The organism is Natrinema soli (genome assembly GCF_028618695.1).
This window is the reverse complement of the sequence record NZ_JAQIVI010000775.1, coordinates 1-24,962: the sequence shown is the minus strand read 5'-3', so window position 1 is coordinate 24,962 and position 24,962 is coordinate 1. Positions and strand designations below refer to the sequence as shown.

Sequence of the window (24,962 nt, the reverse complement as noted above, 5' to 3'; positions counted from 1 at the left end):
CCGGCGTCGGCACCCCCGTCCGCGGCGGCGTCACCTACCGCGAAGCCCACGCCGCGCTCGAGGCGGTCTCTCGACGCGACGAGGCCCGCGGGATACTCAGGTCGATGGACGTCGTCGAGGTCAATCCGATTTTAGACGAGGCGAACGAGACGGCGACGCTCGCGGCCGAACTGACCGCGAGCACATTCGGGAAACGCATCCTTTGATCGGTTCGATGAGAGGGTTCGAACCGGCTCCACGAGCGCCGCTTCGGCATGAGAACCGAAGGCACACTGATTCCCGTTTCAACACCTTTGTATCATAGTGTTTCGCAGTGTTGCGTATGACTGAGAACGTCGTCGTGCTCGGTGCTGGCTACGCCGGTACCGGTGCGGTCAACAAGCTCCAATCGGAGCTCGAAGGCAATGCTCAGGTGACCTGGATCGCTGACGTCGACTATCACCTCGTTCTGCACGAATCCCACCGCGTGATCCGGGACCCGGACGTCCGCTCGGACATCACGTTCCCGGTCGACCGGATCGCGGATCCGTCGACCCGGTTCATTCAGGACGAAGTCACCGGTCTCAACGTCGACGAACAGACCGTCGAACTCGCCGACGGTGACGACGTCGACTACGACTACGTTCTCGTCGGTCTCGGCAGCCAGACCGCCTACTACGGCATCCCCGGCCTCGAGGAACACTCCCTGACGCTGAAGAGCCTCGACGACGCCCTCGAGATCAACGAGGTCGTCACGGAAGCGAGTCAGGAGGCGACGCGCGGCGAACCCGCACAGGTCGTCATCGGCGGTGCCGGCCTCTCGGGCATCCAGACCGCCGGCGAGATCGCGGAGTTCCGCGACGAGCACCGCGCGCCGATCGAGATCCATCTCGTCGAAGCGCTCGAGGAGATCTTCCCCGGCAACGATCCGGAAGTCCAGCAGGCGCTGCGCGACCTGCTCGAGCAGGCCGGCGTCCAGATCCACACGGACGATCCGATCACCGAGGCCACCGCGGACCACATCGAGTTCGACGAGGGCGAGCCCCTCGATCACGACGTGCTCGTCTGGACCGGCGGCATCACGGGTCGCGACGCGATGGACGAGGTCGACCTCGAGAACGAACACAATCGCGTGACCACCGCGGCGAACTTCCAGACCTCGGACGACCGCGTGTTCGCCATCGGCGACTCGGCGATCATCGATCAGGGCGATCAGCCCGCGCCGCCGACGGCCCAGGCCGCCTGGCAGGCCGCGGACGTCGCCGGCGAGAACATCGCCCGCGCGATCGAGAACCGACCCCTCAAAACCTGGGAGTTCGAGGACAAGGGGACCGTCATCTCCGTCGGCGAGAAGGCCGTCGCCCACGGCGTCAAGCCGGCGTTCGGCATTTCTCTGCCCGTCGACACCTTCGGCGGCTACCCGGCGAAGAACCTGAAGAAGATGATCGCCGCCCGCTGGATCGCGGACATCACCTCCTGGAACGTCGCCCGCAAGTCCTGGTCGTCGCTGTAAGCCCCGGTTCTGTGGCCCGTTTGGGTCTCGAGTTCGTTTTTGTGCTTCGTCACACCCGCTAGCGGCCAGTGAGTCGCCGATCGAGAGATCAATCCCCGCGCCGCCAGTAGTCGCTCCCGCGCGACCCGTGTGCACCGCTCGCTCGAGGTCGAACGTCAATCCCGCCCGCCTGAACGCGGTTCGCCCATCGGCTCGGCCGGAACACCCGCCACCGTCGTCTCGGTCGGTACGTCGCGCGTCACGAGCGAGTTCGCCGCAATCCGGGCTCCCTCGCCGATCTCGACCCCGGGCAAGATGATCGCGCCGGCCCCGATCATCGCTCGTTCACCGACGACGACCTCGCCGGTCCGGTACTCGTCCTGGAGGAACTCGTGACAGAGGATCGTCGCGTCGTAGCCGACGATCGCGTCCGACTCGACGGTGATCAGCTCCGGCCAGAAGACGTCGGGCGTGGCCTCGAGGCCCCACGAGACGCCCTTGCCGACCGTGACGCCGATACGCCGCAGCAGCCAGCGTTTGAGCCGGAGGCTGGGCGAGAGTCGAACGAGCCAGACGACGATGTAGTTGATCGCGACCCGGAGGGGGCCGCGGGCGGTGGTCCAGTGGGCCAGTGAGTTGCGCGGCCCGGGCGTCGCGTGGCGCTCGACGCGCTCGTGTCGCCGCGTCGTGTCGTCGGAAGTCGTCACTGCCCCGTCCTTTGACGTATCGCTACATGAAACCGATCGATACTGAACGGTGAGACGCCGGCATCGAATCGACGAACCGATCCTCACTGGGTCGGGGATATCACTGTGGCGGTTCGCGAGAACGGAAATCGTCTGTTCCAGTTCCAATCGAAGATCCTCGAGCCGCAGACGGTCTGGACGCTCAGTTCGCACCCGACGCGCCGGTCCGTTCTCGACGTACTTCGGACAGTCGGGCGAGGGATGTTCGAAGAACTGGCCCACTGCATCGCCTCGTCGGATCGCGACCTCGAGGGCGGCGGATCCGGGCCCGCCGCCCGACGAACGATCACCATCGCACTGGTCCACAACCACCTCCCGCGACTGGACGCACACGACGTCGTCGAGTACCGCGGTCCCGAGGCGCGGTAACGCGGGGAGAAACCTTCGACGACCTCGCGTCGGTTCTCGGTCGGATCGAGGGCGGGTCGTGACGACGGCGAGCGGGAGCGTTCGCATCGCTCCGTCGCCGCCCGTCCGATAGTATCCCCTCGCGTGACGTCGCGCTCACGTGTGACCGGGCTGATCGACCGCCCGCGCTCCCGGAATTCCGACCAGATCCCGAAATGCCGACCCCGAGAGCGCACAGCGATAGGCCGGCTTGAACATCATGTTCGAACCGCCGGCGCGGACGTTCCACTCGGACGCGATTTCGTCGCGCAGGTAGTACTGCGGTCGTTCGTTGCCCGCCGCGACGTAGTAGTCGCTGAGCCGGATCGGCTCCCGCTCGAAGAGTCCGCCGGGCGTGCGGCCGTCGACGATGACGACCGGCTTCTCGAGGTAGAGATCGCTGCCCCGAGCGCGTTTCGCGTGCGCGTTCTCCGGATGCGCGTCGAGGATCGCCTCGCGCTCGTCGGGGGACATTTCGGGGCCGACGACGACCACCTCCTCGACGGTGAAATACCCGATCAGGTAGCGGTGGGCGCGCTCCCCGCCCGGTCGACGCAGTCCGGCGTAGAAGCCGACGACGTCCCCCGGCTCGAGCGCGCGGAGCCGCGAGACGTAGCCGCTGGTCCGGTGTTCGCCGTAGGTCAGCGCCTCGAAGTTCGGATCGCGGTGGAGCGGCCACCCCTCGAGTTCGTCGCCGGTGACGGATTCGGTCCCGTCGTGGACCGGCTGAGGCGTGATACGGGTCGTCAGGTCCGCTGCGGTCCCGTCATCGGCACGGAGAGTCCACGAGCCGAGGGTTTCCGACTCCGCCGTGTCGGGGGTCTTCTCCGGGATCGGGACGTATTCGAAGCGGTCGTCGTCGTAGAGGGGAGCCAACGCGCCGACGTTCGTGCTGTCGGCGCCGACGCCGGCAAGAACGACTGTCATGGGGGTATTCGTACTCGTCGGTCGGGTCGACGGGGCGATAAATCCGCCGAAAGCTCGGGACGGCCGGAAGGCCGAGCACCGACGACGCGGTCGACCGATTCGGGTCAGCGATCGGTCGCTCGGGCCACGTAGTAGAGGGGGACGAGAAGGATGAGGAAGAGGACGCCGGTGGCGGCGACGCCGAGCACACCGTCGACAGCCAGCGCCCGGGAAGCATGCCGGCGACCTCGAGGACTCACAGGAGACTGTAGACGCCGACGACCAGCAGACTGGCGACGCAGGATCCAGCCGACGACCCGGTACAGCGTCGTCTTCGTGACCGCCGGCGGGTTTGAGGAAACGTCGATGGCTGTCTCGTTGAATCTCACATTGATGGCTATCCTGGTTCGGATCTCTCACGTCTGATTGATCGTCGGACGAGCAACCAAACCGTCCACAGACGAACGATTCGGCTGTTCCGGGTTCGGTCTTCCCACTTTCTGGCTCGACTGCCGTCGTTTCGTCTGCAATTGGTTCAGTTCGAGGGGTGCTTCGAGATAGTTGTGTCCTGATCACGGTCTCGCTGGCGGCGGCGGTGTCACCAGATTCTTCAGCGAGAGCGGCGATGATGCCGATAATGGGTGATCGGTTCGGTACGCGGACAAGATTGGTGACGGCGCTATTGTCGCGGCAATCCCTCGGGTTACTCACGGCCACCATCGTCCTCGTGGTCGGTACGACAGTCACTCCACCGGCGGCCCTCACCGTCGAGGGGCAACGCACACTGGCAGTTTTCCTGTCTGCGCTCGTGCTGTGGCTGACTCGGCCCGTGCCGTACGTCGTCTCGAGTATTCTCAGCGTCACCTTGCTGTTCGTACTGGGGACCGTCAGTTCGTTCAGTGCGGCGGCGACGGGTTTCACATCGACGCTCGTGTTCTTTTTGCTACTCCTCCTGTTGCTGGGTGACGCGACGACGAGTGTCGGTCTCGATCGACAGCTAGCGAGACGCGTACTGACTGCGGACAGTACGCCGCGCCGTGCGTTGCGCTCAGTTGCTGGGAGCGTCCTCGCGCTGGCACTGGTTATGCCCTCCGCGATGGCCCGCGCGGTAACGTTTATCCCGATCGTGAAGCAGCTCACGGCTGCGTTCGAACTGGACGCCGACAGCGGGTTTGAGAGCGCAGCGTTTCTCATCCTCGGCCACGTCAACCCGATCGCGTCGATGGCGCTGATGACCGGTGGCGGAATGGCGTTGGTCACCTCCGAAATCATCGCGACGTCGGTGCGGCCGATAACCTGGGTCGACTGGGCCGTGTTGATGCTTCCACCGACGATTCTCCTCTATACGTTGGCAGCGCTCTGTGCGGGCCTGTTTGCGATCGGCGACGAAGAGATGAAGATGACGACCGATATGAAAAACGCCACACAACTGGAGACGGACGGCAACGGGACAACCACGCTGACTCGCGAGCAGCGTCTCGTGGGAATCGTCCTCTCTGGGGCCGTCGTAACCTGGATCGTCGGCTCGTTCGTCGGGCTTCCGACGGTGCTGCCGGCCGTCGCGGCGGTCGTAGTGCTCTCGATTCCGTCTGTGGGCGTCATCACGGCCGAGGATATTGCGGATGTGAGCTGGGGGATCATCTTCCTCATCGGTGCGATGTTATCGATTCTGGATGTCATGGAAGCGACTGGGACGATCACGGCGGTCATCGACGTACTCGCGCGATGGATCCCGTTCGCGGTGCTCGCCCCTTGGCAGATCGTCGCAGTGCTGATCGCCATCGCTGTCGGCATCCGTATCATGTTTTCGACCGGCTCGGCGGCGATCGTCGTTGCCCTCCCGATCGTCCTCGAGTTCGCGAGCGTCTTCGGTATCGACCGACTGTTTCTCGCACTCGCCGTCTTGCTAGTCGTCGGTTCAACGACGATCCTTCCGTTCAATACGACGGCGGTACTGGTGTCGATGGATCGCGGACCGCTCTCACACCGCGATATCGCCTCGTTCGGCCTCGTGACGATGGGACTCTCGCTCGGTGTCGCTACCGTCTCGTGGCTCGTCTACTGGCCGCTGGTGACCTGACCGCGATAAGCGTGAGCTATATATGACCGGATCCGACTTTTCTCGGTAGGAGGGACCCCCAATTCTACGCGTCGAGTTCACGACTGTGCCGACGGGCGTGATAGAAACGCTCCATCGAGAGCTGGATGACGTCCGGAGTATCGAACTCGACAACGCGTTCTACGTCGAAGACGGGACGTGGATCGAGTCGCTGACCGTCGCGTCGAACGTCGATTTCGACCCCGAAACCGTCCTCGAGGGCATCTCCGGCGTCTCGCTGTTCTACAGTAGCGAGATTCCGACCGCGTCCGCCGATCTCGAGATCCGTCGACTCACCATTCTCGCGAACGAATCGTACCCGTACATTCTGAGTTTGATTCTGCGTCAGGAGGCGATTCCGACCCGTATCGTCCTCCAGAACGACGTTTTCGAAGTCGTGGCAACCACGCGGGACTGGGATCAGTTCCGTTCGATGGCCGACGAAATCCAAGAGACCCTCGGCGAGTTCGAGCTAGTGTCAGTCACTCAGAACGAGGAACCCGGCGAACCACTGGATAGCGGGCGATTGACGGAGGTCCTCGTCTCGAAACTCACCGACGACCAGTTGATGGTCCTCGAGACGGCGTACACTCACGGCTATTTCGACGTTCCTCGAGGAGCCTCGGAGACTGACCTCGCCGACGAACTCGATGTCACACAGTCGACAGTCAACGAACGACTCAGGACTGCCGAGCGAACCTTGCTCGAACTCATCTACGGTCCTCGCGAGTGACAACGGTCGGAGGCGATTTCGAAGGCGGCCGGTCGCATTTTATCCACCCCTATTTAAAATTCGATAGATATCGGTCGCTATCGGGAGTAGAACGAACCTAGTTACCTCGTAACGTGGGAGTGGATGACGCCGAAAGAAGATAATGACAGTTCAGTCGCTGGGGTTGGCGACCGACTCACACGACGTGGCTACATCGCCACGGCCGCCGCGGCGCTCGGAACGAGCGCACTCGCGGGCTGTAGCGGTAGTCGTGGCGAAAGTCTCGAGCCGGACGTGCCCGATGGCATCCCGGAGACCGTCGAGACACAGTACTGGCGGGAGTGGGAGACCATCGACGCCGAGTCACCGCCACTGGACTACAGCGCGACGGCCGGCGCGGTGCTCGACCGGTTCCCCGTCGAGTTCTCGAGCGAGGACGATCCGTGGATGCGCGAGCACGCGTTGATGGTCAAGCGGGGGCTCGACGATTTGGGTATCGCCGTCGAACTCAACGACCGTCCGCTGAACCAGCTGTACGCCCAGAGCTGGGAAACGCGCGGACTCGAGGCGATAATCTCGATGAGCACGCACGGGCCCGACCCGCAGCGGGGACTCGATCCGAACCCGCTGTTGATGCGCGCGACCGAGGGATCGCTCTCGAACTACGACAACTACCACAATCCCGAACTCCAAGAGGTTCTCACGGAACAGGCCCAGACGACCGATCGCGAAAAGCGCGAAGAACTCGTCGACCGCGCACAGGAACTGTTCGCCGAAGACGTCGGGGCGCTCATCACGTTGTACCCGAACATCATCACGGCGGTGAACACGGAGCGGTGGAGCGGCTACGTCGAAACGCCGGGCAACGGCCCGACGATGGATTCGTTCGTCTGGACGGAGGTCAACCTCCAGCCCGAGACGGACAACCGGACCTACGTCAAGGGCGTCACCACGTCGATGAACTCGCTGAACCTGCCGTGGGCCGCCGGCGGCGCGGAGGCCAACCGACTCACGTTCATCTACGACGGATTATTCGACGCGACACCCGATTTGGACGTGGTCCCCGCGCTGGCGACCGGCGGCGGTTTCGTCGACGATACGACCGTTGAACTCACGCTACGCGAGGGCGTCGAGTGGCACGACGGCGAGTCGTTCACCGCCGAGGACGTGAAGTTCACCGTCGAACTGTACGAGGAATACTCCTCGACGAGTCAGGTGCCGTTCTACGAACCGATCGAGTCCGTCGAGGTACTCGGCGATCACGAGGTCCGGTTCAACCTGTCGAACCCCGACGCCTCGTTCATGACTCAGCGGGTCGTCCGGAGCGTCATCCTCCCGAAACACCGGTGGGAGGACGTCGACAACCCGTCCCAGCACAACCCGGACGCTCCCGTCGGCACCGGCCCCTTCCAGTTCGAAGACTGGGAGCAGGGGACCCGGTTCGAGGCCTCGAACAACGAGAGCCACTGGATGTTCGACGACGACTGGCGGGCCGACGCGCTCGGCGAACAGGCCGAGCGCGGCCCCGGTGTCGAAAGCGTCATCTGGATCAACGTGAGCAACGTCGACGCGCTGATCGGCTCGCTCCAGAGCGGTTCGATCGACGCCATCGGGACGACGCTCTCGACCCTGCAGGCCGACCGCGCGGCCGATACCGGCGGCATCGAGAAAATGACCGTCGGTAGCTACGCGCCGCTGAACGCGAAGCTCATGTTCTCCTGCCCGCCGATCCGGGACAAGGAGTTGCGCGTCGCGCTGGCGAAAGCGGTCGACTCGGAAGGGTTCGTCGAGGACTTCCTCTACGGGCAGGCGACGGTCCCGTCCGGAGAGAACCTGATCTCGTCGCTCACCCAGTGGCACAACCCCGACGCGACCGATTACAGCTACGACGTCGAGGAAGCGCGAACCATCCTCGAGCAGGCTGGCTACACCTGGGACGGCGATGACAACCTTCGATTCCCCAACGGCGACGCCTGGGGCGCGTTCGTCGAGCGTCTCAAGCCCGAAAACACCCACAAGCGGCGTTCGGATCTCGATCAGCCCGACTTCTCATGAACAGACGGAAACCAATGTACCACACCACCGACCTGCCCCCGCGAACCCGACGGGAACGAAACCGACCGAAGACGAATCGGCACCTCGCCCCCGCCATCGTTCGGGCTGAGAGCGCGTTACTCGACTGCCACGAGTCGGCCGGCGCGATGACACGGACAGCGAACGACACCGCGATCACTTGCTCGGAGGGGAACCGATGACGAAGTTCCAGCGATTCCTGCTCAAGCGGCTCGTGATCTCCGTTCTGCTGACGCTGGTCGCGGTCTCGGTCATCTTCGTCGTCCTGCGGCTCCTGCCGGGAAGTCCCTTCGAGGCCCTCGTCACCTCGGGGAACCTCAATCAGGAGCAGATCGACGAGATCCGGGCGATGTACGGCCTCGATCAGTCGATCTGGGTCCAGTATGTCAACTACCTCGGAAGCCTGCTGACCTTCCAGTTCGGCTACTCCATCCTGCGAAGCCAACCGGTCTGGGACGTCCTCGAGCCCCGGCTGATAAACTCGCTGATCCTGTTGATTCCGGCGCTGGTGACGACGGCGATTCTGAGCTCGCTCCTGGGGATGTACGCCGGCTGGAACCGCGGGAGCCGCCTCGAGAAGTTCAGCATCGTCTCGACGACGCTGCTCCGCTCGACTCCCGTCTTCATCACGGCGATCTTCTTCATCATCGTCTTCGCGTACAACCTGGAGATCGTTCCCGCGCTCGGGATGCGATCGATCAGGGCGACGCCGGACGGCTACCTCGAGACCTTCCTCTCGCTGGACTTCCTCCATCACTACCTCTTGCCGTTCACCGTCGCCGTCCTCTACTACAGCGGCGACTTCCTGCTGCTCGCTCGCAACGGCGTCATCGAGAAGCGGGGATCGGAGTTTCTCAAGCTCCATCGGGCGAAGGGGCTCTCGGAGATGCAACAGCTGGCCCGCGCGGGCCGGAACTCGATGCTGCCCATCCTGACGTACTTCACCCTCCGTCTCGGCATGATCTTCCAGGGACTCATCCTGCTCGAGGTCGTCTTCAGCTGGCCGGGTATCGGCCGCGAGCTCGTGTTAGCCATCCAGCAGCAGGACTATCCGCTGGTACAGGCCGCCGTCTTCATCATGGCGCTGGCAGTCATCCTCGCGAACCTTGCTGCAGACGTCCTCTACGCGTACTTCGATCCAACGGTCTCGACGAACGGAGGTGGCTCCGCATGAGTACCGAAACGAAACCCAAGGCGGAGTTGTACAAGCGCGTCGACGCACTGTGGACGCACGTCCGCGATCAGTTCGCGTTCCTGCGACGGGACCCGCTGGCGTTCGCCGGCATACTCGTCGTCGCGGCGTTCGTGTTCCTCGGACTGTTCGGGCCGTTCCTGGCTCCACACGATCCGATCGAGCACACCGTTCGCGGCGACACCGACTCCGTGCTCCGGCTCTCGGCCCCGAGCGTGGACGCCTACTTCGGGACGACGGCCTACGGAAAAGACGTGCTGAGCCAGTTCCTCGCCGGCGCACGGCCGACCCTCATCGTCGGCCTGTTCGGCGGCCTGGGGACGGGCGCGCTCGGCTTCGCCGTCGGCGTCGTCAGCGGCTACTACGGCGGCTGGATCGACGAACTCCTGATGCGGCTGACCGACCTGACGTTCTCGCTGCCGTTCATGCCGATGGCACTGCTCTTGCTGACGTTCATGACGCCGAACATCTGGCTGATCACGGCGATCATCGCCGGCTTCCTCTGGAAGATGCCGGCGCGGGTCGTCCGCTCCGAGGTGCTATCGGTCCGCGAGCGAACGTTCGTCAAGTCCGCTCGAGCCAGCGGCGCGAGCGACCTGCGGACGATGCTGTACCACGTCGCGCCGAACGTGTTGCCCATCGGCTTCCTCTACACCGCCTACGGCGTCGCCTGGGCGATCGCGGCGCAGGCGAGCCTGGCGTTCCTCGGCTTCGGCGACCCGACGATGACCAGTTGGGGCCGAATGCTCCGGCAGGTGTTCGCGTCGGGGAACATGCGCGTCGCGTGGTGGTGGGTGCTCCCACCGGCCGTCGGTATCGCCGCGATAACCACCTCGGTGTTCCTCATCGGACGTGCCTACGAGGAAGTCATCAATCCCGAAATTCAGACCAACCAATGACGCTACTCAACGTCGAAGATCTCAAAGTCACGTACGCGACCGACGACGAACCAGTCCACGCCGTCAACGACGTCTCGTTCAGTATCGACGAGGGCGTCAACTACGGCCTCGCCGGGGAGTCCGGCTCCGGGAAGTCCACCGTCGCGGAGGCGCTGCTCGGCTTGCTCCCGAACAACGGGGCCGTCGAGAGCGGTACTATCGAGTTCGACGGAACGGACCTCACGTCGCTTTCCGACGCTGAGCGCCGGGACATCCTCTGGGAGGACATCGCCTATATCCCCCAGAGCGCGATGGACTCGCTGGATCCCGTGATGACGACCGGCGACCAGATCGCACAGGCGATCCACACCCACCGTAACGTCACGGAGACGAAGGCGTACGACCGCGTCCGCGAACTGTTCGAGATCGTCGGCCTCGACCCGGACCGAATCGACGACTACCCCCACGAGTTCTCCGGCGGGATGCGCCAGCGGGTCACCATCGCGATGGCGCTGGCCCTCGAGCCAGACCTCATCATCGCCGACGAGCCGACGACCGGTCTGGACGTTATCGTTCAAGACAAGATCATCGACAAGATCTTGGAGATCCAAGAGCGGATGGACAGCTCCCTGCTGTTGATCACCCACGAGATCGGCGTCATCGCCGAGACCTGCGACGAGTTGTCTATCCTCTACGGCGGGAAGGTGATGGAGCAGGGCAGCGTCGACAACGTACTGGTCAATCCGACCAACCCCTATACGATGGGACTGAAAAATTCCTTCCCGGAGATCGACGAGGACGAAGACCCCGTTGCGATCCCCGGCTCGCCGCCGAACTTGAATCGGGAGCCGACGGCCTGCGTCTTCGAGGACCGGTGTCCATTCGCCACGGACGAGTGCGGAGAGTCCCATCCGGAGCTGGTCGATCTCCCTAACCGAAACCACCGATCGGCTTGCCACCGCGTCAAGGAGGCGGCCCAGCTCCGACGGGACGCGGACGAGCCGGAGACGTGGAACATCCCCGACGACGGGAACGCCGAGTCCGACCGCGGTGAAGTCATCCTCGAGACGGGTGACCTCGAGAAGCACTACGAGCAGAGCCAACCGCTGCTGAGCAAGTTCCGCGGCGAAGACCCGGATCGCGTGAAGGCAGTCGACGGCGTCTCGCTGTCCGTCCGCCGCTCGGAGGTGCTCGGCGTCGCCGGGGAGAGTGGCTGCGGGAAGTCGACGCTCGGCGAGACTATAGCGCTCCTCGAGGATCCGACGGGCGGTCAGATGACGTTCGACGGGGAGCCCTACGAGTACTATCAGGACGGCAACCTCCAGGAGTTCCGGCGAAAGGTCCAGATCGTCTTCCAGGATCCGTTCGACTCGCTCAATCCCCGCCAGACCGTCCGTAAACTCGTCGGCGAACCGTTGACGATCCACGATTACCGCACCGACGAGAAGGAGCAGGCCATCGTCGAGACACTCGAGAAGGTCGGGCTGACCCCCGCCGAGAAGATTCTCGATAACCACCCTCACGAACTCTCGGGGGGGCAGCGCCAGCGCGTGGCGGTCGCCAAGGCGCTCGTACTGGACCCCGACTTCCTGATCTGTGACGAACCGGCATCGATGCTGGACGTTTCGCTGAAGGTCAACCTGCTGAACCTGCTGCGGGGGCTCGCCGACACCGAGGACATCGGGATCGTCTACATCTCTCACGACCTCGCGAGCCTGATGCAGGTCTCGGACCGGCTGGCCATCATGTACCTCGGCCGGATCATCGAAGAGGGTGATGTCGATCGCATCGCGACCCGGCCCAAACATCCCTACACCTCGTCGCTGCTCTCGGCTGCGCCGGAGAAAGACCCGACCGCCGATCGAACTCGCGTCCTGCTCGAGGGCGAGCCGCCGGACCCGGTCGATCTCCCCTCGGGCTGTACGTTCGCTCCGCGCTGTCCGAAGGCCCGGGAGTCGTGCTGGGAGGACGAACCGGCCGTCGGCGAGGCCGGTGGTGAGGGCCATCGGGCAGCGTGTTACTTCCCGGATGACGAAGACGAGCAGTCCGTGTCGGACGCGTCGGCGATGGACGAAACCGAGTTCCCCGGATCCGCGAACACCGACTCAGTAGGTGACTGAATTCCATGTCTAGCCTCGAGATAATCGCCGCGTTGAACGCCGCCGGCGTCGATCTCCCGTCGGATCTCGTGGCCGTCGCCGGCATCGGGACGCTTCTCGTGTTGCTGCTGTTGTCGGCGTTCTTCTCCTCGGCGGAGATCGCGATGTTCTCGCTGGCTCAGCACCGAATCGAGGCGCTCGTCGAGGACGGTTCGCCCGGCGCCGACATCGTACAGACGCTGAAAGCGGACCCTCATCGGTTGCTGATAACGATCCTCGTCGGGAACAATCTGGTCAACATCGCGATGTCGTCGATCGCGACCGGGCTGCTCGCGATGTACATCGGACAGGGCCAGGCGGTACTGGCGGCCACGTTCGGCGTGACGGCCGTCGTCCTGCTGTTCGGTGAGAGCGCTCCGAAGTCCTACGCCATCGAGAACACGGAATCGTGGGCGCTCACCGTCGCTCGGCCGCTGCGCGTCTCGAAATACGCTCTCTATCCGCTGGTGGTCACGTTCGACAGGCTGACCCGCATCGTCAACAGACTGAGCGGCGGCGGCACCACCGTCGAATCCTCGTACGTGACCCGCGAGGAGATCCGGAACCTGATACGGACCGGCGAAAACGAGGGCATCATCGAGGCCGACGAGCGCGAAATGCTCCAGCGGGTGCTCCGATTCAACGACACTATCGCGAAAGAGGTGATGACGCCGCGGTTAGACGTCACCGGCGTCCCTCGAACGTCGACGGTCGACGACGCCGTCGAGAAGTGCGTCGAGAGCGGCCACACCCGCTTACCGGTGTACGAGGGCGGACTCGACACCGTCGTCGGCGTCGTCGCACTCGGCGATCTCGTCCGTGACCACCAGTACGGCGAACCGGCTGGAGACGGTTCACTCGAGGCCCGTATCGAGGAGACGCTGCACGTCCCGGAGAGCAAACAAATCGACGACCTGTTCCGCGAGATGCGTCACGAGCGCGTCGAACAGGTCGTCATTATCGACGAGTTCGGGACGACCGAAGGGATCGTCACAACCGAAGATATCGTCGAAGCAGTCGTCGGCGAGATACTCGATACACAGGAAGCGGAACCCATTGAGACCGTCGATGATCTGACGACTCACGTCGACGGTGAGGTAAACATCGAAGCCGTCAACGACGTGATCGGCGTCGAGTTTCCGGAGGGAGAAGAGTTCGAGACGATCGCCGGTTTTCTCTTCAATCGCGCCGGGCGGCTGGTCGAACCCGGCGAGACGTTCACCTACGACGGCGTCGATCTAACCATCGAACGCGTTGACAACACACGCATCAAGCGCGTGCGTATCACCGAACCCGACTCACCAACGCCCGACGATTCCAGTGTGACTGCCTCGAGTTAGCGCTTCGGTCCGCGACTACTCTTCGTTCGATATCACCGTCACGACCGGCCGGTCTGCCTCGAGAAGGACGGATTGGGTCGTGCTTCCGAACAAGGCCTTTCCGGTGGGTGAGCGCTTCCTGCCGCCGATAACAATGTATCGGGCATCGATATCGGTGGCAACGTCCAGAATCGATGGGTCCGGCTCACCAATGCGCCCGAGCGTCGAGATCGTCTCGACGTTGACGTCCTCGAGCGTCCCAACGACGACCTCGTTGGCGACGTTTGCTGCGGCTTCGGCACGTTGGGACTTGCTGTATCCCTGTACGTCCGAGACGCGTTCGACGGTCTCCTTGCGGGATTCGAACGCGTCCTGTGAGACGACGTGGAGAACGGAGAGCGTCGTCTCGTAGGCAGAAGCCAAACTGTGTCCGGTTTCGACGACAGAGTCGTGTTCATTTGTCGCATCGACAGCTGCCAGTATAGACATACGAGAGATATAGCGACAGTATACTGTAAAAGTGTGGAGCAATTGTCTCGAGAGTAGCGTGCAATATATAATGTATAGAATAATGGTTCGAATGCGAGGCGAGACTGGGCGATCACTGCCGTGAAACGTGGTATAGGAAATAATCTGGCTTCAGTCGAGATGATTCGTCATCGGTCTCGAGTCCTGACGCACAGCGGGTCGCCGTCGAACCGGGCCGACTGTCCAGGCAAACAAGGGGCAGGGTGAGGACGAAAGGTACCCTTATCGGCTCGGGCGTTCCACACCCTCGTATGCGTGTCACCTTTCTCGGTACTGGAAGCGCCATGCCTACGGGGGATCGTTTTCAGGCGGGGATTCTCGTGCAGGAGGACGGCCGGACGCTGCTGATCGACTGCGGTGCCGGCTCGCTCCAGCGGCTCCAGCAGTCCGGCGTCGGCTACGAGAACGTCTCGACGGTTCTCCTGACACACCACCACCTCGATCACGTGGCCGATCTGCTCCCGCTGATGAAAGCCCGCTGGCTCGCCGGCGAGGAGCACCTCGAGATCGTCGGCCCGCAAGGGACCAAGGCGCTGGTCGACGACCTACTCGACGTCTACGAGTACATGCAGGACAAACTCGAGATACAGGTTCGCGAGGTCGTCGCCGGCGAGTTTTCCGTCGCCGGATTCGACGTCTCCGCCTACGAAACTCGCCACTCGCTGCCGTGTCTGGCCTACCGCTTCGGCGATCTCTTCACGTTCAGCGGCGACAGCGAGGCCTTCGCGGGACTGGCGAACTTCGCCGAAGGCTCGGCGATATTCGCTCACGACTGTTCCTTTCCCGACGACGTCGACGTCTCGAACCACCCGACGCCCGACACGCTCGGCCGGGAACTGGCCGGCCGGGAGATCGGCCGAGTCTACCTGACCCATCTCTATCCCCACACCGAGGGCCGCCACGACGAGATGCTCGAGTCGATCGGTAGCCACTACGACGGCGACGTCCGGTTCGCCGAGGACCTCCAGACGGTCTCGATTACGTAATCGTCGTCGACCAATCATCGCAGTCACGACCGTGTCGACGGCTCCGTTTTTCGCTCCGGATCGACCTCGCTCTTCGAGGCCGTCGTGAGGCGCGCGGATGTTCAGAACCGTTGACGTGACTTCCAAACACGTATATACAGCCGAGTTTGTAGGATCGTAACAACAGCATGGTCCCCACCGAATTCGCCCGCGCGAACAGCGAGGTCATCGAATGAGCGTCCCCGAACGGATCGCAGACGCCATCACCGGGCACACGCGGATCGTTCTCGTGGTCCTCCTGCTCCTGACGGCGCTCGTCGGAGCCGGGATGCCGATGGTCGACGACGACTCCTCGCTCTCCCAGTTCGAGAGCGAATCCGAGGAGGCGAAGGCCCTCGAGCGCATCGACGAGAACTTCACGAGCGAACAGCGGGAGAACACGACCAGCGTGCAGCTGATCGTGCGCGGCGACAACGTTCTCGAGAAGGAATCCCTGATTTCGTCGCTCGAGTTCCAGCAGGAACTGCGAGCCGACGAGTCGATCAACTCGACGCTCGTCGAGAATCAGTCGATCAGCGGCGTCGAGAACGTCGTCGCGATCAGCGCGATCAGAAGCGAGCGGGCCGCCGAACGGAACGAAACCGGCGCGCAACGACAGCAGCGCCAGGAGGACGGGAACAACACCACCGCCGCGTCCGGGGACGGGGCCATCCGAGCGCAGCCGTCTCTCGAGGCCCAGATCGAGGCCCTCGAGGACCTGAGCGACGACGAGTACGAGCGGCTCCTCGAGCGGACGCTGTCGGGGGAGAGCGCCGAGGACAACGTCGCGATCGCGTTCATGCCGTCCTCCTACGAACCGGGCAGTACGCAGGCCGACACCCGAATGACGTCGATCAGCCAGTCGACCGCCGGCGACGGCGCGGGCGGCATGGGCGGCGGCGCGGTCAGCGATGAGATAATCGACAGTCAACTCGAGATTCGCGAGCTGGCAGAGACACAGGACCAGGAGTACCTCGTCTTCGGCGGCGGCGTCATCACCGACGAAATCAACCGATCGATGGGCGACAGCCTCGCTATCGTCGGCCCGCTCGCGATGCTGTTCGTCGTCGTCGCGCTGTTGATCGCGTACCGCGACCCGCTGGACATCGTCCTCGGGGTCGTCGGCATCGTCGCCGTCCTCGTCTGGACGTTCGGCTTCATGGGCTGGGCGGACATCGCGTTCAACCAGATGTTCGTCGCGGTGCCGGTCCTCCTGATCGGTCTGTCGATCGACTACGCGATTCACGTCTTTATGCGCCACCGCGAGCAACGCGAAACCGACGGCACCGGCGGAACCGTCCGCGGCTCGATGACAATCGCGCTGGGCGGCGTGGGTGCCGCCCTCGTCTGGGTGACGGCCACGACCGTCATCGGCTTCCTCTCGAATCTCGTGAGTCCGATCGGCCCCATCCGCGAGTTCGGGGTCGTCAGCTCCGTCGGCATCGTCGCCGCGCTGATCGTCTTCGGCGCGCTGATCCCGGCCGCCAAGATCGAGATCGACGAGTTTCTCGAGTCCCGCGGTTTCGACCGCCGAAAGCGGGCGTTCGGGACCGGTGGCGGCCGCTTCAGTGACGTTCTGACGGTCGGCTCGACCGCCGCTCGTCGGATTCCCCTCGCCGTCATCCTCGTCGTCGTCCTGCTCACCGCGGGCGGTGCATACGGGGCGACCCAGGTCGACACCAGTTTCCAGCAGGAAGACTTCCTCGCCGAGAGTCCCCCGGCGTGGACCGAAACCCTACCCGGCGGGATGGCTCCCGGCGAGTACCACGCCAAGGACGACCTCGAGTTCGTCAATCAGCACTTCCAGCGCGAGGACAGTCAGGCACAGATACTCGTCGAGGGTGGTGTCGACGACGACGAGTTCCTCGCGGAGCTAAACGAGACGCGGACCGACGCCGCGACCGACGACGGCATCGCGTACACGTTAGCGACCGGCGAAGCCGACATCCAGGACCCGCTCTCGACGATGGAGCGGGCCGCCAGACAGAACGAATCGTTCAACGAATCCTTCAACGCTGCCGACACCGACGACGACGGCGTCCCCGACGAGAACGTCTCGGCGCTGTACGATCAGCTCTTCGAGGTCGACGGGGAGTCCGCGAGTCAGGTCCTCCACCGGACCGACGGTGGAGAGTACCAGTCGGCTCGGATGATCGTCGCCGTCCAGGGGAACGCGACCGCCAGCGAGACGACCAGCGAGATGCGGACGCTCGCCGACGATCTCGAGGACGGGAGCGGTGGTAGCTGGACCGCAACCGCAACCGGCGATCCGATCGTCAGCCACATCGTCGAACAGGACCTGTTAGACACCGTCCTCGAGAGTCTCGTGATCACGCTCGTCGCGGTGTTCCTGTTCCTCACGATCGCCTACTGGCTGACCGGTGCCAGCGCCTCGCTGGGTGCCGTGACCCTGCTGCCGGTCGCGTTCTCCGTCAGCTGGATCCTGGGGACGATGTACCTCATCGGCATGCCATTCAACGTGTTGACGGGGATGATCACGAGCCTCACCGTCGGACTCGGGGTCGCCTACAGCATTCACATCAGCGAACGCTACAGGCTCGAGCTCGAGCGCCAGGGGAACGTCTGGTCGGCGCTGCAAACGACCGTCACCGGCACCGGGGGCGCGCTGCTCGGCAGTGCCGCGACCACCGTCGGCGGCTTCGGAACGCTCGCCTTCGCAATCCTCCCCGCGCTCCGGCAGTTCGGGATCATCACCGGGTTGACGATCACCTATGCGTTCCTCGCTAGCGTCGTCGTCCTCCCGACGCTGCTGGTCCTGTGGACGCGGTACTTCGGCCCCGACGTCTCGTTCGACGCGTCGGGTGCGCGGTCGGAACCGGCGACTGCGAGCGATGGCGGGACCGTCTCCGAGCAGGGTGACGAGAAGTGAGCGGCGATCGGAACGAGGCCGTCGACGCCTTCGAACAGCTGGGGCTTACCAGCTACGAGGCCAAAGTGTTCATCGCGCTCCACCGGCTCGGCGCGGGAACGGCGAGAGACGTCGCCGAGATCACGGACGTCCCGCGCTCGCAGGTCTACAGCGTCGCGGAGAGCCTGGAGAATCGCGGCCTGCTCGAGGTCCAGCAGTCGAACCCGATCCGGTACCGGCCGGTCAGCGTCGACGAGGCGCGGGACACCCTCCGGACCCAGTTTGAGCGCGAACGGGATCGGGCCTTCGAGTACGTCGAAACCGTCAAGAACGAGCCGACTGGCGAGGAGACGCAGGAGGACATCTGGACGGTTCGCGGTCGCGACCGGGTCGACGATCGAACCGCCGATATCCTCTCACAGGCGGCGGATCGGATCGTCTTCGGGACTCGTCTCCCGGAACTCGTCACCGACTCGGTCGAACGCGCCATCGCGGAGCGCGCGGCGGCTGGCGTCGCGGTACTCGTCGTCAGTCGAACGGAAGCGGTTCACGACCGCTTCGCCGACATCGAAAACGTCATCGTGGAACGTCCGCCACCACACCGATCGGACGACGAGCGGTCGGGACGGATCGTTATCGTCGACGACGACAGCATCCTCCTGAGCGTGATCGGCGACGGCAACGAGACCGCGTTCTGGAGTTCGGGCTCGCTGTTCGCCTCCGTGCTGATCCAGTTGATCGAGGCCAGCGACGAAGTACACGTAGAATAACGGAAATGCCCTGTCGTCGCACGCCTACTCGAGGCGATACCGCAACAGCGCCGCGATCCCGCCGAGATTGGAGAGCTGCTGACCGGGCGGGAACTCGCTCGAGAAGACCGTCACGTCGCCGCCTTTCTGTTCCGTCGTCCGGACGATGTCGTCGACGCTGATCGCCCACTCGCCGTCGGGACCGCGTTCCTTCTGTAATCGGTCGTCGAGGACGAGCAGTCGTTCGATCGCGCCGAACTCGGCGGCCTGCTGGACCTGTTCGGGGCCGTACGCCGCCTTCGCGCCCTCGGCCATCCGCCGAGTGAGTTCGTCGATGTACTCCGCCTCGCTCTCGATACGGGTCTCCTCCTGAACGTCGGCGACGGCCCCGCGTTTGAGCACCTCGTGGACGCCGCGGTCGCCGACGGCCGCCGTGTCGACCATCGTGATCAGCTCGGCCACCTCGGGCTCGTTCTCCTCGAGGTATTTGTACGCGTCCTGCTTCGTGAAGCCGGGACCGGCGAGGATGATCGCGTCGACCTCGAGGCGCTTGAGGACCGTCGCGAGCTCTTCGAACAGCTCCGAGCGGCCGCGGGCGTACTCGCCCTTGCCGGTCGTCCCGGTGATCGTCGCTCGCTCTTCGGTGCCGTACTGGGCGACCGAGTGGACGTGAGCCTGGCCCTCCTCGACGGTGGCGATGGCGACGTCGGGATTTTCCGTGGCCTCCTCAGCCTCCTCGAGGCGAGCTTTCTGATCCGGTTTGAACCGCTTCTCGATCGAGAGTTCGTCGCGCGCCTCGACGTTGAGCGTGTGGTGAAAGCCGAGTTGATCTTCGCGCGAACAGGCGACGATCTCGCCGCCGACCCGCAACCGGTTGGCGAACTTGTGAAACTCGACGGTCTCGACGGCAATGGCGACCCACATGTGCTCGCGCTCGCCGCCCGTATCCCGCATCTGGTCGTCGTTGCGCTGAATGCGCCGGGTCGTGTCGCCCGCGACGCGATCGCCGGGCTCGAGGACGTACTGCAGGTGCCAGAGATCGTCCACGCTCTCCGGCACGACGGTGACCCGCTCACGGCCACCCTCGACCTGCTCCCGGTCTTTGATCTGCATGACCGTTGGTTCTCGGGATGTCGGTAAGTGCCCTACGATCCGCGCGTGTGGACGTCGCGCACGACATCACGGAGAATTCGCCGATTTCTCCGTCGTCCGGGCGCAGTCTCGATTCCACAACCGAACCGGTGGCCGGAACGGAACCCGCCGACTCGACAGCGACCAATCTCGGTCCACGACTCACGCTCGAGCACGCAGGGACCGCAGACGGTCAGTCCCTGAGTTCCTCGAGCTTCCCTTTCGCCTTCTCGAGGCCGGATTCGAACGTCTCCTCGATCTCCTCGACGGAGCGTTCGACGTAGTGGACGCTCTCCTTGGGGACTCGACGAACGACGTCGTTGCCGTCGTCGTCGGTCCCGTACGCGAACAGCCAGTGATCCTGAAAGTAGGCGATCCGGTCGTTGTCGACGGTGACGTGCTCGACGTCTTCGCTCGGCGTCTCGTAAACGATCGTCGCGGTGCCGAGCGCCGGCTCCGTGTCGGTGTTCGTTTCGATGTCGACCATGGGCGGTGCATTCACGGTCGGCCGTGTAGCCGTGAACCCGGCAGGTGCAGCCCGTTCGAGCTATGGACGCTACTCTCGTTCGCGCGGCCATCGTCGACCCGAGCAGGTCACCGCAGGGCCGCGACTCACTCCTCGCTAACCCGACTGCCGCCCGGCGGCATGAAGTGCTGGATCCGGTCGGGGCTCGCGATTTTGCGGACGAACGTCTCGTCCTCGAATCGCTCGCGGAACGTGCGGTAGAGCCGCTTTGCCGTGTCGGCCTGTGCGTACCGACCGGGCTCGAGTTCGATCGTCGTCACCGCTCGGTCCTCGATGGCCGACGACGGCCCGCCGATCACTCGCGTGTACGGCTCACACTGAATGCCGACGGCCACGTCGACCGGCGTATCGCGGTAGTACGTCCGGTCGCCGCGGATCGCGAACCCACCCTTCTCGAGGTACTCGCCGCTCTCGGGGGTCTTCGTGACCTGATCGGAGTCGACGGCGTAGACGTCGCCCGCGTAGCGACCGTCCTTCCAGACCGACGAGTAGGAGACGGCGAACCGGGCGGCTTCTTCGATGCTCGACTCGGGGAGGTCGATATCGCTCGAGGAGGCCTCGCTGGGATCGGTCGCCTTCAGCACGGTGACGGGGCCGCCGTGGGCCTGCGTGTGCAAGACTGTGTCGCCCGGCTCGAGGTACTTCTTGACGAGTTCCTCGTTCTGGTCGGCGTTGCGCCCGCCGATCACGAGGAAGTCGTCGCTCGTCTTGAACCAGCGGAACCGATCGAACCACGGTTCGTTCTCGCGGATCGGAACCGACGGCTCCGCGAGCCAGTCGCGTTGGGTGTCCTCGCCCTCCTCGTCCGACTCGTCGTCCGCGGGCTCGCCGTCGTCGGCTTCCCACTCGTCGCGGCGGCGCTTGGCGTCCTCGAGATCCTCGCGAGTGTTCTCGATGGCCGCCAGCGCGCCCTCCTTTTTCTCCTCGACGCGCTTGGCCTCGGTGTAGAGCCGGTCGGCGTTCTGCTCGACGCCCTGCTGCGTGACGAGACCGATCCGTTCGCCGTCGATATCGACGGTGACCGTCCCCTCGCTGCCGTCGACGTCGACGACCGCTTCGGCGGCCTCGATACCGCGGTCGGCCCCCTCCTCGAACCGCTCCCTGATCTCGTCCCACGGGCGGTCCTGCTGCCGGGCGTTCTGGATCGTCGAGAGGATCTCGTCGACCAGTCCGTACTCGGCGTAGAGCAATTCGGCCTGCTCGCGCAGCGAGTCGGCCTCCTGCTCGAACCCCTCGATCGCCCCTTGTTGTTGCTCGATAATGCGCTCGTGTTTGGCGATCTCTGACCCGAAATCCGGCCGCTGATCGGTCGGATCGGGCTCCTCCTCGTCGTCCAGCTCGAGCCGGAAGAAGTAGTCGTCCAGCGCGCTCAGGAACGAATCGTACGGCTCCGCGGCCAGCGCCGAGCGCTCCTCGAGCGGGAACGGGGTCACGTCAACGACGTGTGCGTCGGCGTCACCGGTCGCGGCGTCGTCAACGTCGCCGTCCGTTCCGTTTTCGGCGTCCTCGTCGTCTTCGTCACCGCCCTCGAGGTAGAGTCGCGGGTCGAAGTTTCCGTTCCGGATGTCGAGCGCGAGCCGTTCGATCGCTTCGTAGAGCCGATCGTAGACGTCCTCGTCGGCGTCCGGAATGTCCAGTCCCTTCTCGACGCCGGCGCGGGTACAGAGCTCCTCGGCGTAGAAGCCGCCGAAGTTGAGCTGCGTCGCCAGCGTTCGGACGACGTCCGTATCGGAGTCGTTCATCTCGTGATCGAACGCCTCGCGGGAGATCGTCAGCGGATTCGTCCGGGAGTCGGGGAACTCGTAGCGCGACCCCGGGACGACGGTGCGGGACTTGAGGCGAACGGTCTCGAGGCAGTCGATCACTTCGTACTCGCCGTCGGTGACGGCGACGTTACCCTGTCCGAACAGTTCGACGATGATTCGGGTCGTGCCGTCGTCGCGCTCGAAGACGAACTCGAGGATGCGGTCGAACTCGTACTGCTCGACGCCGGCGAAGTCGGCCCCGGAGAGTCGGTTGCGGAGCATCATCGCGAACTGCGGCGGTCGACCGGGAGCGTCGGGAACGCGCTCGGGGGCGACCGTGTGGGCCCGCTTGGTCTCGCCGACCTCGATGATCAGTTCCGTGCGACCGCGGTCGAAGTCCCGCATCTTGAGCCGGACGAGGTCGTCGCCGTAGAGGTAGGCCTTGTCCAGCTTCGCCCCCTCGTAGGCCCCGAGTTCCCCAACGAGGGCGGCGAGGTCGACGCTGGTGAGTTCCCGCTTTGGATCCATACCTCACACTGCCCGTCCCGGTCAAAAAGACGTGTCGCTCCGACGCCAGCGCCCAATTCCAGTCGACCGCGTAGTGAGGAACGGATCGTCCCTCCCGCCGATCGATGGCTGTTGTCGGATCGGTTCGGAGAATCCGCTGAACGCCCGCGGATGGTCGGTCGCGAAATAGCTGTTACCGAGTTGGGAGCCTTGGTCAGACCGGATATCACCGGTAGAACGTCCAAAATGTTATGTCATATGGTTATCCGTATTTCACTATGACTCCCTCCAAAACTCGTCGAGAACTCCTCACGGCGGGCGGAACAGCTTCGATTAGTGTACTCACCGGGTGTGCGGGCGTGCTCGATTCGAGAGAACTCGCACACGAGGTAGAAGTCTACAATAGGGAAAAGATAGCACGTACGCTTTCCGTGACGGTTACAAATGACGGTGGAGACGAACTCTACCAACGGGAATTCACCCTAGAGGGCGAACGCGCCGAAGAGGACACTGAACCATTTACCGGCTCCCCGACGACGATCACCGTGGCAGTGGATAACGGCAGTCCATCGGAGCGGTCCTGGCCGGAGACGAACTGTGAGGACCGGGGCAAGAAGTCGGCCGGCGGTATCGGCGTCTACCTGACAGCCGAAAGCGGAGTACAGATTGAACCCACATGTGCGACGGTTTACGCGGAATAGAGACTCCATCAGCGACAACTCGAGAAGCAGCCGCTGTCGGAGGTCGGAAAGCCTAATCCTCGCCGTCCCCCAGTACCAGATATGCACGACGCTGTCGGCGGCACCACGCACGATCCGGCCGGGACGGCTCCGCGTCGCGGGCATCGAGACCGAGCAGTCGATCCCCCGGGAGGTCGTCACGTATGAGCGCGGACGACGAACTGCCGTGGACGGACGTCTCCCGGTTTCCCGACTTCCTCGAGCACCTCGAGTCGGAGGGCGGGGCCACCGTCCAGGGGATTATCGATCGGATCGACGCCGACATCGACATGGACGGGATGGCCTACCACGACCGGGGCATCCGCGCGCCGGGCTACGACGCCACCTTCGTCCCGGAGCCCGAGGGCGCGCATATCGTCCCGGCGTTCAGCGTCGAGGTGCATACCATCGGGCCCCGGAGCGTCTGGGCGGTGTTCGACGCGACGCGCTCCTGGGATTTCTACCTCCTCCAGGCGGACGATATCGCGGCCATCGCCTGGGTGAGCGACGAGGAGTTCAACGCCGAGGAAGCGGGGCTGTTCATGTCGAAACACGACGCGCTCGCCGCGGGCCGGTTCTCCTTTGGCACGTTCGTCTACGCCGGCGAAGAGTGGCAGGAACAACGCGAGTTGATCGAGGGCACGGACGCGCCGGCGTTCCTCCGGCGGGACGACGGCAGCACCCTCGTGCCGACCAGCCAGTCGGATTTCTACGACGTCGTCAACTCGACGCCCGAGGACTTCCGGACGAACGGCGGCGGCGCACCCTCACACCTCGGCCTGCTCGAACTCGAGGTCACGATCGACTGACGATCCACGACCGGCCGTACACGGCAGTCGGGGACCGCGAAGTGCCCGACCGCGCCCCAGTCACGAGTGACAGTGTCACCCCCGATCGCAAACGTTTTCGAGGAGGCGGCGAACCGAACCCGTATGTCACCGCTCGGTGAGGTAGTCCTCGTCGCCGCGATCGCGGGCTGTACGACCGGGATCGGTGCGCTCCCGCTCTTACTCACCGACCGGATCAGCCACCGCGTCTACGACGGCTCGCTCGGCCTCGCCGCCGGCATCATGGTCGGCGCTGCCGTCTTCGCACTCGTTCTCCCCGGCCTCGAGCTCGGCTCGCCGCTCGAGGTCGTCGCCGGAATTCTGGCGGGCGGCGGCTTCCTGCTCGCGGTCAACGCGTTCGTCCCGCACTTGCATCTCCTGTTCCGCGGCGAGCAGGTCGAAGGCACGTCGGCGATGCGCGATCCCGCGGGCGAACT

General features: G+C 64.3%; 24 protein-coding genes. 17 read left to right on the top strand and 7 right to left on the bottom strand.

What is annotated here, in order from left to right:
- Both PGX04_RS32185 and PGX04_RS32180 read left to right on the top strand, forming a co-directional pair.
- On the top strand, nt 1-206 hold a 206-nt coding region (locus tag PGX04_RS32185), incomplete at its 5' end, for an arginase family protein (RefSeq protein WP_273742197.1).
- A gap of 116 nt (nt 207-322) precedes the next feature.
- Complete coding sequence (locus tag PGX04_RS32180; protein ID WP_273742196.1) at nt 323-1,492, top strand: NAD(P)/FAD-dependent oxidoreductase; 1,170 nt, start codon at nt 323-325, stop codon at nt 1,490-1,492.
- Between the two features lie 155 nt (nt 1,493-1,647).
- On the opposite strand, the gene PGX04_RS32175 is transcribed toward PGX04_RS32180, so the two are convergent.
- Nucleotides 1,648-2,178, bottom strand: coding sequence for an acyltransferase (locus tag PGX04_RS32175; RefSeq protein ID WP_273742195.1), 531 nt, complete (start codon nt 2,176-2,178; stop codon nt 1,648-1,650).
- A gap of 105 nt (nt 2,179-2,283) precedes the next feature.
- On the opposite strand from PGX04_RS32175, the gene PGX04_RS32170 reads away from it, so the two are divergent.
- The gene (locus PGX04_RS32170; RefSeq protein ID WP_273742194.1) at nt 2,284-2,586 is read left to right on the top strand and encodes a DUF7344 domain-containing protein; all 303 of its coding nucleotides are present in this window, start codon (nt 2,284-2,286) and stop codon (nt 2,584-2,586) included.
- A 135-nt stretch (nt 2,587-2,721) separates the two neighbouring features.
- Here PGX04_RS32170 and PGX04_RS32165 read toward each other — a convergent pair whose 3' ends face one another.
- Both PGX04_RS32165 and PGX04_RS32160 read right to left on the bottom strand, forming a co-directional pair.
- Nucleotides 2,722-3,531 carry an Nmad3 family putative nucleotide modification protein gene (locus PGX04_RS32165; protein WP_273742192.1) on the bottom strand — a complete coding sequence of 270 codons (810 nt, stop codon included), beginning with the start codon at nt 3,529-3,531 and terminating at the stop codon, nt 2,722-2,724.
- Between the two features lie 104 nt (nt 3,532-3,635).
- Nucleotides 3,636-3,899: a hypothetical protein gene (locus PGX04_RS32160; protein WP_337959504.1), complete on the bottom strand. Its 264-nt coding sequence runs from the start codon at nt 3,897-3,899 to the stop codon at nt 3,636-3,638.
- Between the two features lie 248 nt (nt 3,900-4,147).
- On the opposite strand from PGX04_RS32160, the gene PGX04_RS32155 reads away from it, so the two are divergent.
- From PGX04_RS32155 to PGX04_RS32120, 8 genes are all read left to right on the top strand, one after another.
- Nucleotides 4,148-5,590, top strand: a complete 1,443-nt coding sequence (locus PGX04_RS32155; protein WP_273742191.1) for an SLC13 family permease — start codon at nt 4,148-4,150, stop codon at nt 5,588-5,590.
- A 100-nt stretch (nt 5,591-5,690) separates the two neighbouring features.
- Complete coding sequence (locus tag PGX04_RS32150; RefSeq protein WP_337959505.1) at nt 5,691-6,341, top strand: helix-turn-helix domain-containing protein; 651 nt, start codon at nt 5,691-5,693, stop codon at nt 6,339-6,341.
- Between the two features lie 192 nt (nt 6,342-6,533).
- Nucleotides 6,534-8,375, top strand: a complete 1,842-nt coding sequence (locus PGX04_RS32145; protein ID WP_377043846.1) for an ABC transporter substrate-binding protein — start codon at nt 6,534-6,536, stop codon at nt 8,373-8,375.
- A 14-nt stretch (nt 8,376-8,389) separates the two neighbouring features.
- On the top strand, nt 8,390-8,575 hold the full coding sequence (locus tag PGX04_RS32140; RefSeq protein ID WP_273742188.1) for a hypothetical protein: 186 nt from the start codon (nt 8,390-8,392) through the stop codon (nt 8,573-8,575).
- Nucleotides 8,572-9,567 (top strand): ABC transporter permease, encoded by a 996-nt coding sequence (locus PGX04_RS32135; RefSeq protein ID WP_273742187.1) that lies wholly within the window; start codon nt 8,572-8,574, stop codon nt 9,565-9,567. Before PGX04_RS32140 ends, PGX04_RS32135 begins: the two co-directional genes overlap by 4 nt.
- Entirely contained in the window at nt 9,564-10,484 is a 921-nt protein-coding gene (locus PGX04_RS32130; protein ID WP_273742186.1) for an ABC transporter permease, read from the top strand. The genes PGX04_RS32135 and PGX04_RS32130 overlap by 4 nt, the downstream gene beginning before the upstream one ends.
- Entirely contained in the window at nt 10,481-12,583 is a 2,103-nt protein-coding gene (locus tag PGX04_RS32125) for a dipeptide ABC transporter ATP-binding protein (RefSeq protein ID WP_273742185.1), read from the top strand. The genes PGX04_RS32130 and PGX04_RS32125 overlap by 4 nt, the downstream gene beginning before the upstream one ends.
- A gap of 5 nt (nt 12,584-12,588) precedes the next feature.
- Complete coding sequence (locus PGX04_RS32120) at nt 12,589-13,941, top strand: hemolysin family protein (protein ID WP_273742184.1); 1,353 nt, start codon at nt 12,589-12,591, stop codon at nt 13,939-13,941.
- A 15-nt stretch (nt 13,942-13,956) separates the two neighbouring features.
- Here PGX04_RS32120 and PGX04_RS32115 read toward each other — a convergent pair whose 3' ends face one another.
- The gene (locus PGX04_RS32115) at nt 13,957-14,409 is read right to left on the bottom strand and encodes a universal stress protein (RefSeq protein WP_273742183.1); all 453 of its coding nucleotides are present in this window, start codon (nt 14,407-14,409) and stop codon (nt 13,957-13,959) included.
- Between the two features lie 290 nt (nt 14,410-14,699).
- On the opposite strand from PGX04_RS32115, the gene PGX04_RS32110 reads away from it, so the two are divergent.
- The 3 genes from PGX04_RS32110 (at nt 14,700) to PGX04_RS32100 (ending at nt 19,091) form a co-directional block, all read left to right on the top strand.
- Complete coding sequence (locus tag PGX04_RS32110; protein WP_273742182.1) at nt 14,700-15,434, top strand: MBL fold metallo-hydrolase; 735 nt, start codon at nt 14,700-14,702, stop codon at nt 15,432-15,434.
- Between the two features lie 211 nt (nt 15,435-15,645).
- On the top strand, nt 15,646-18,342 hold the full coding sequence (locus tag PGX04_RS32105) for an efflux RND transporter permease subunit (protein ID WP_273742181.1): 2,697 nt from the start codon (nt 15,646-15,648) through the stop codon (nt 18,340-18,342).
- Nucleotides 18,339-19,091: a TrmB family transcriptional regulator gene (locus PGX04_RS32100; RefSeq protein WP_273742180.1), complete on the top strand. Its 753-nt coding sequence runs from the start codon at nt 18,339-18,341 to the stop codon at nt 19,089-19,091. Before PGX04_RS32105 ends, PGX04_RS32100 begins: the two co-directional genes overlap by 4 nt.
- Nucleotides 19,092-19,115: 24 nt before the next feature.
- Here PGX04_RS32100 and PGX04_RS32095 read toward each other — a convergent pair whose 3' ends face one another.
- The 3 genes from PGX04_RS32095 to rqcH all read right to left on the bottom strand — a co-directional run bounded on the left by PGX04_RS32095 (nt 19,116) and on the right by rqcH (nt 23,000).
- A complete protein-coding gene (locus PGX04_RS32095) occupies nt 19,116-20,183 on the bottom strand; it encodes an mRNA surveillance protein pelota (protein WP_273742179.1) in 1,068 nt (355 codons plus the stop codon).
- 211 nt (nt 20,184-20,394) lie between these two features.
- Nucleotides 20,395-20,688 (bottom strand): hypothetical protein, encoded by a 294-nt coding sequence (locus PGX04_RS32090; protein WP_273742178.1) that lies wholly within the window; start codon nt 20,686-20,688, stop codon nt 20,395-20,397.
- A gap of 125 nt (nt 20,689-20,813) precedes the next feature.
- On the bottom strand, nt 20,814-23,000 hold the full coding sequence (rqcH, locus tag PGX04_RS32085) for a ribosome rescue protein RqcH (RefSeq protein ID WP_273742177.1): 2,187 nt from the start codon (nt 22,998-23,000) through the stop codon (nt 20,814-20,816).
- Between the two features lie 338 nt (nt 23,001-23,338).
- On the opposite strand from rqcH, the gene PGX04_RS32080 reads away from it, so the two are divergent.
- The 3 genes from PGX04_RS32080 to PGX04_RS32070 form a co-directional block, all read left to right on the top strand.
- Nucleotides 23,339-23,680: an Ig-like domain-containing protein gene (locus PGX04_RS32080; protein WP_273742176.1), complete on the top strand. Its 342-nt coding sequence runs from the start codon at nt 23,339-23,341 to the stop codon at nt 23,678-23,680.
- A 182-nt stretch (nt 23,681-23,862) separates the two neighbouring features.
- Nucleotides 23,863-24,507, top strand: coding sequence for a hypothetical protein (locus tag PGX04_RS32075; RefSeq protein WP_273742175.1), 645 nt, complete (start codon nt 23,863-23,865; stop codon nt 24,505-24,507).
- Between the two features lie 123 nt (nt 24,508-24,630).
- A partial coding sequence (locus PGX04_RS32070) for a ZIP family metal transporter (RefSeq protein ID WP_377043838.1) occupies nt 24,631-24,962 on the top strand: 332 nt, incomplete at its 3' end.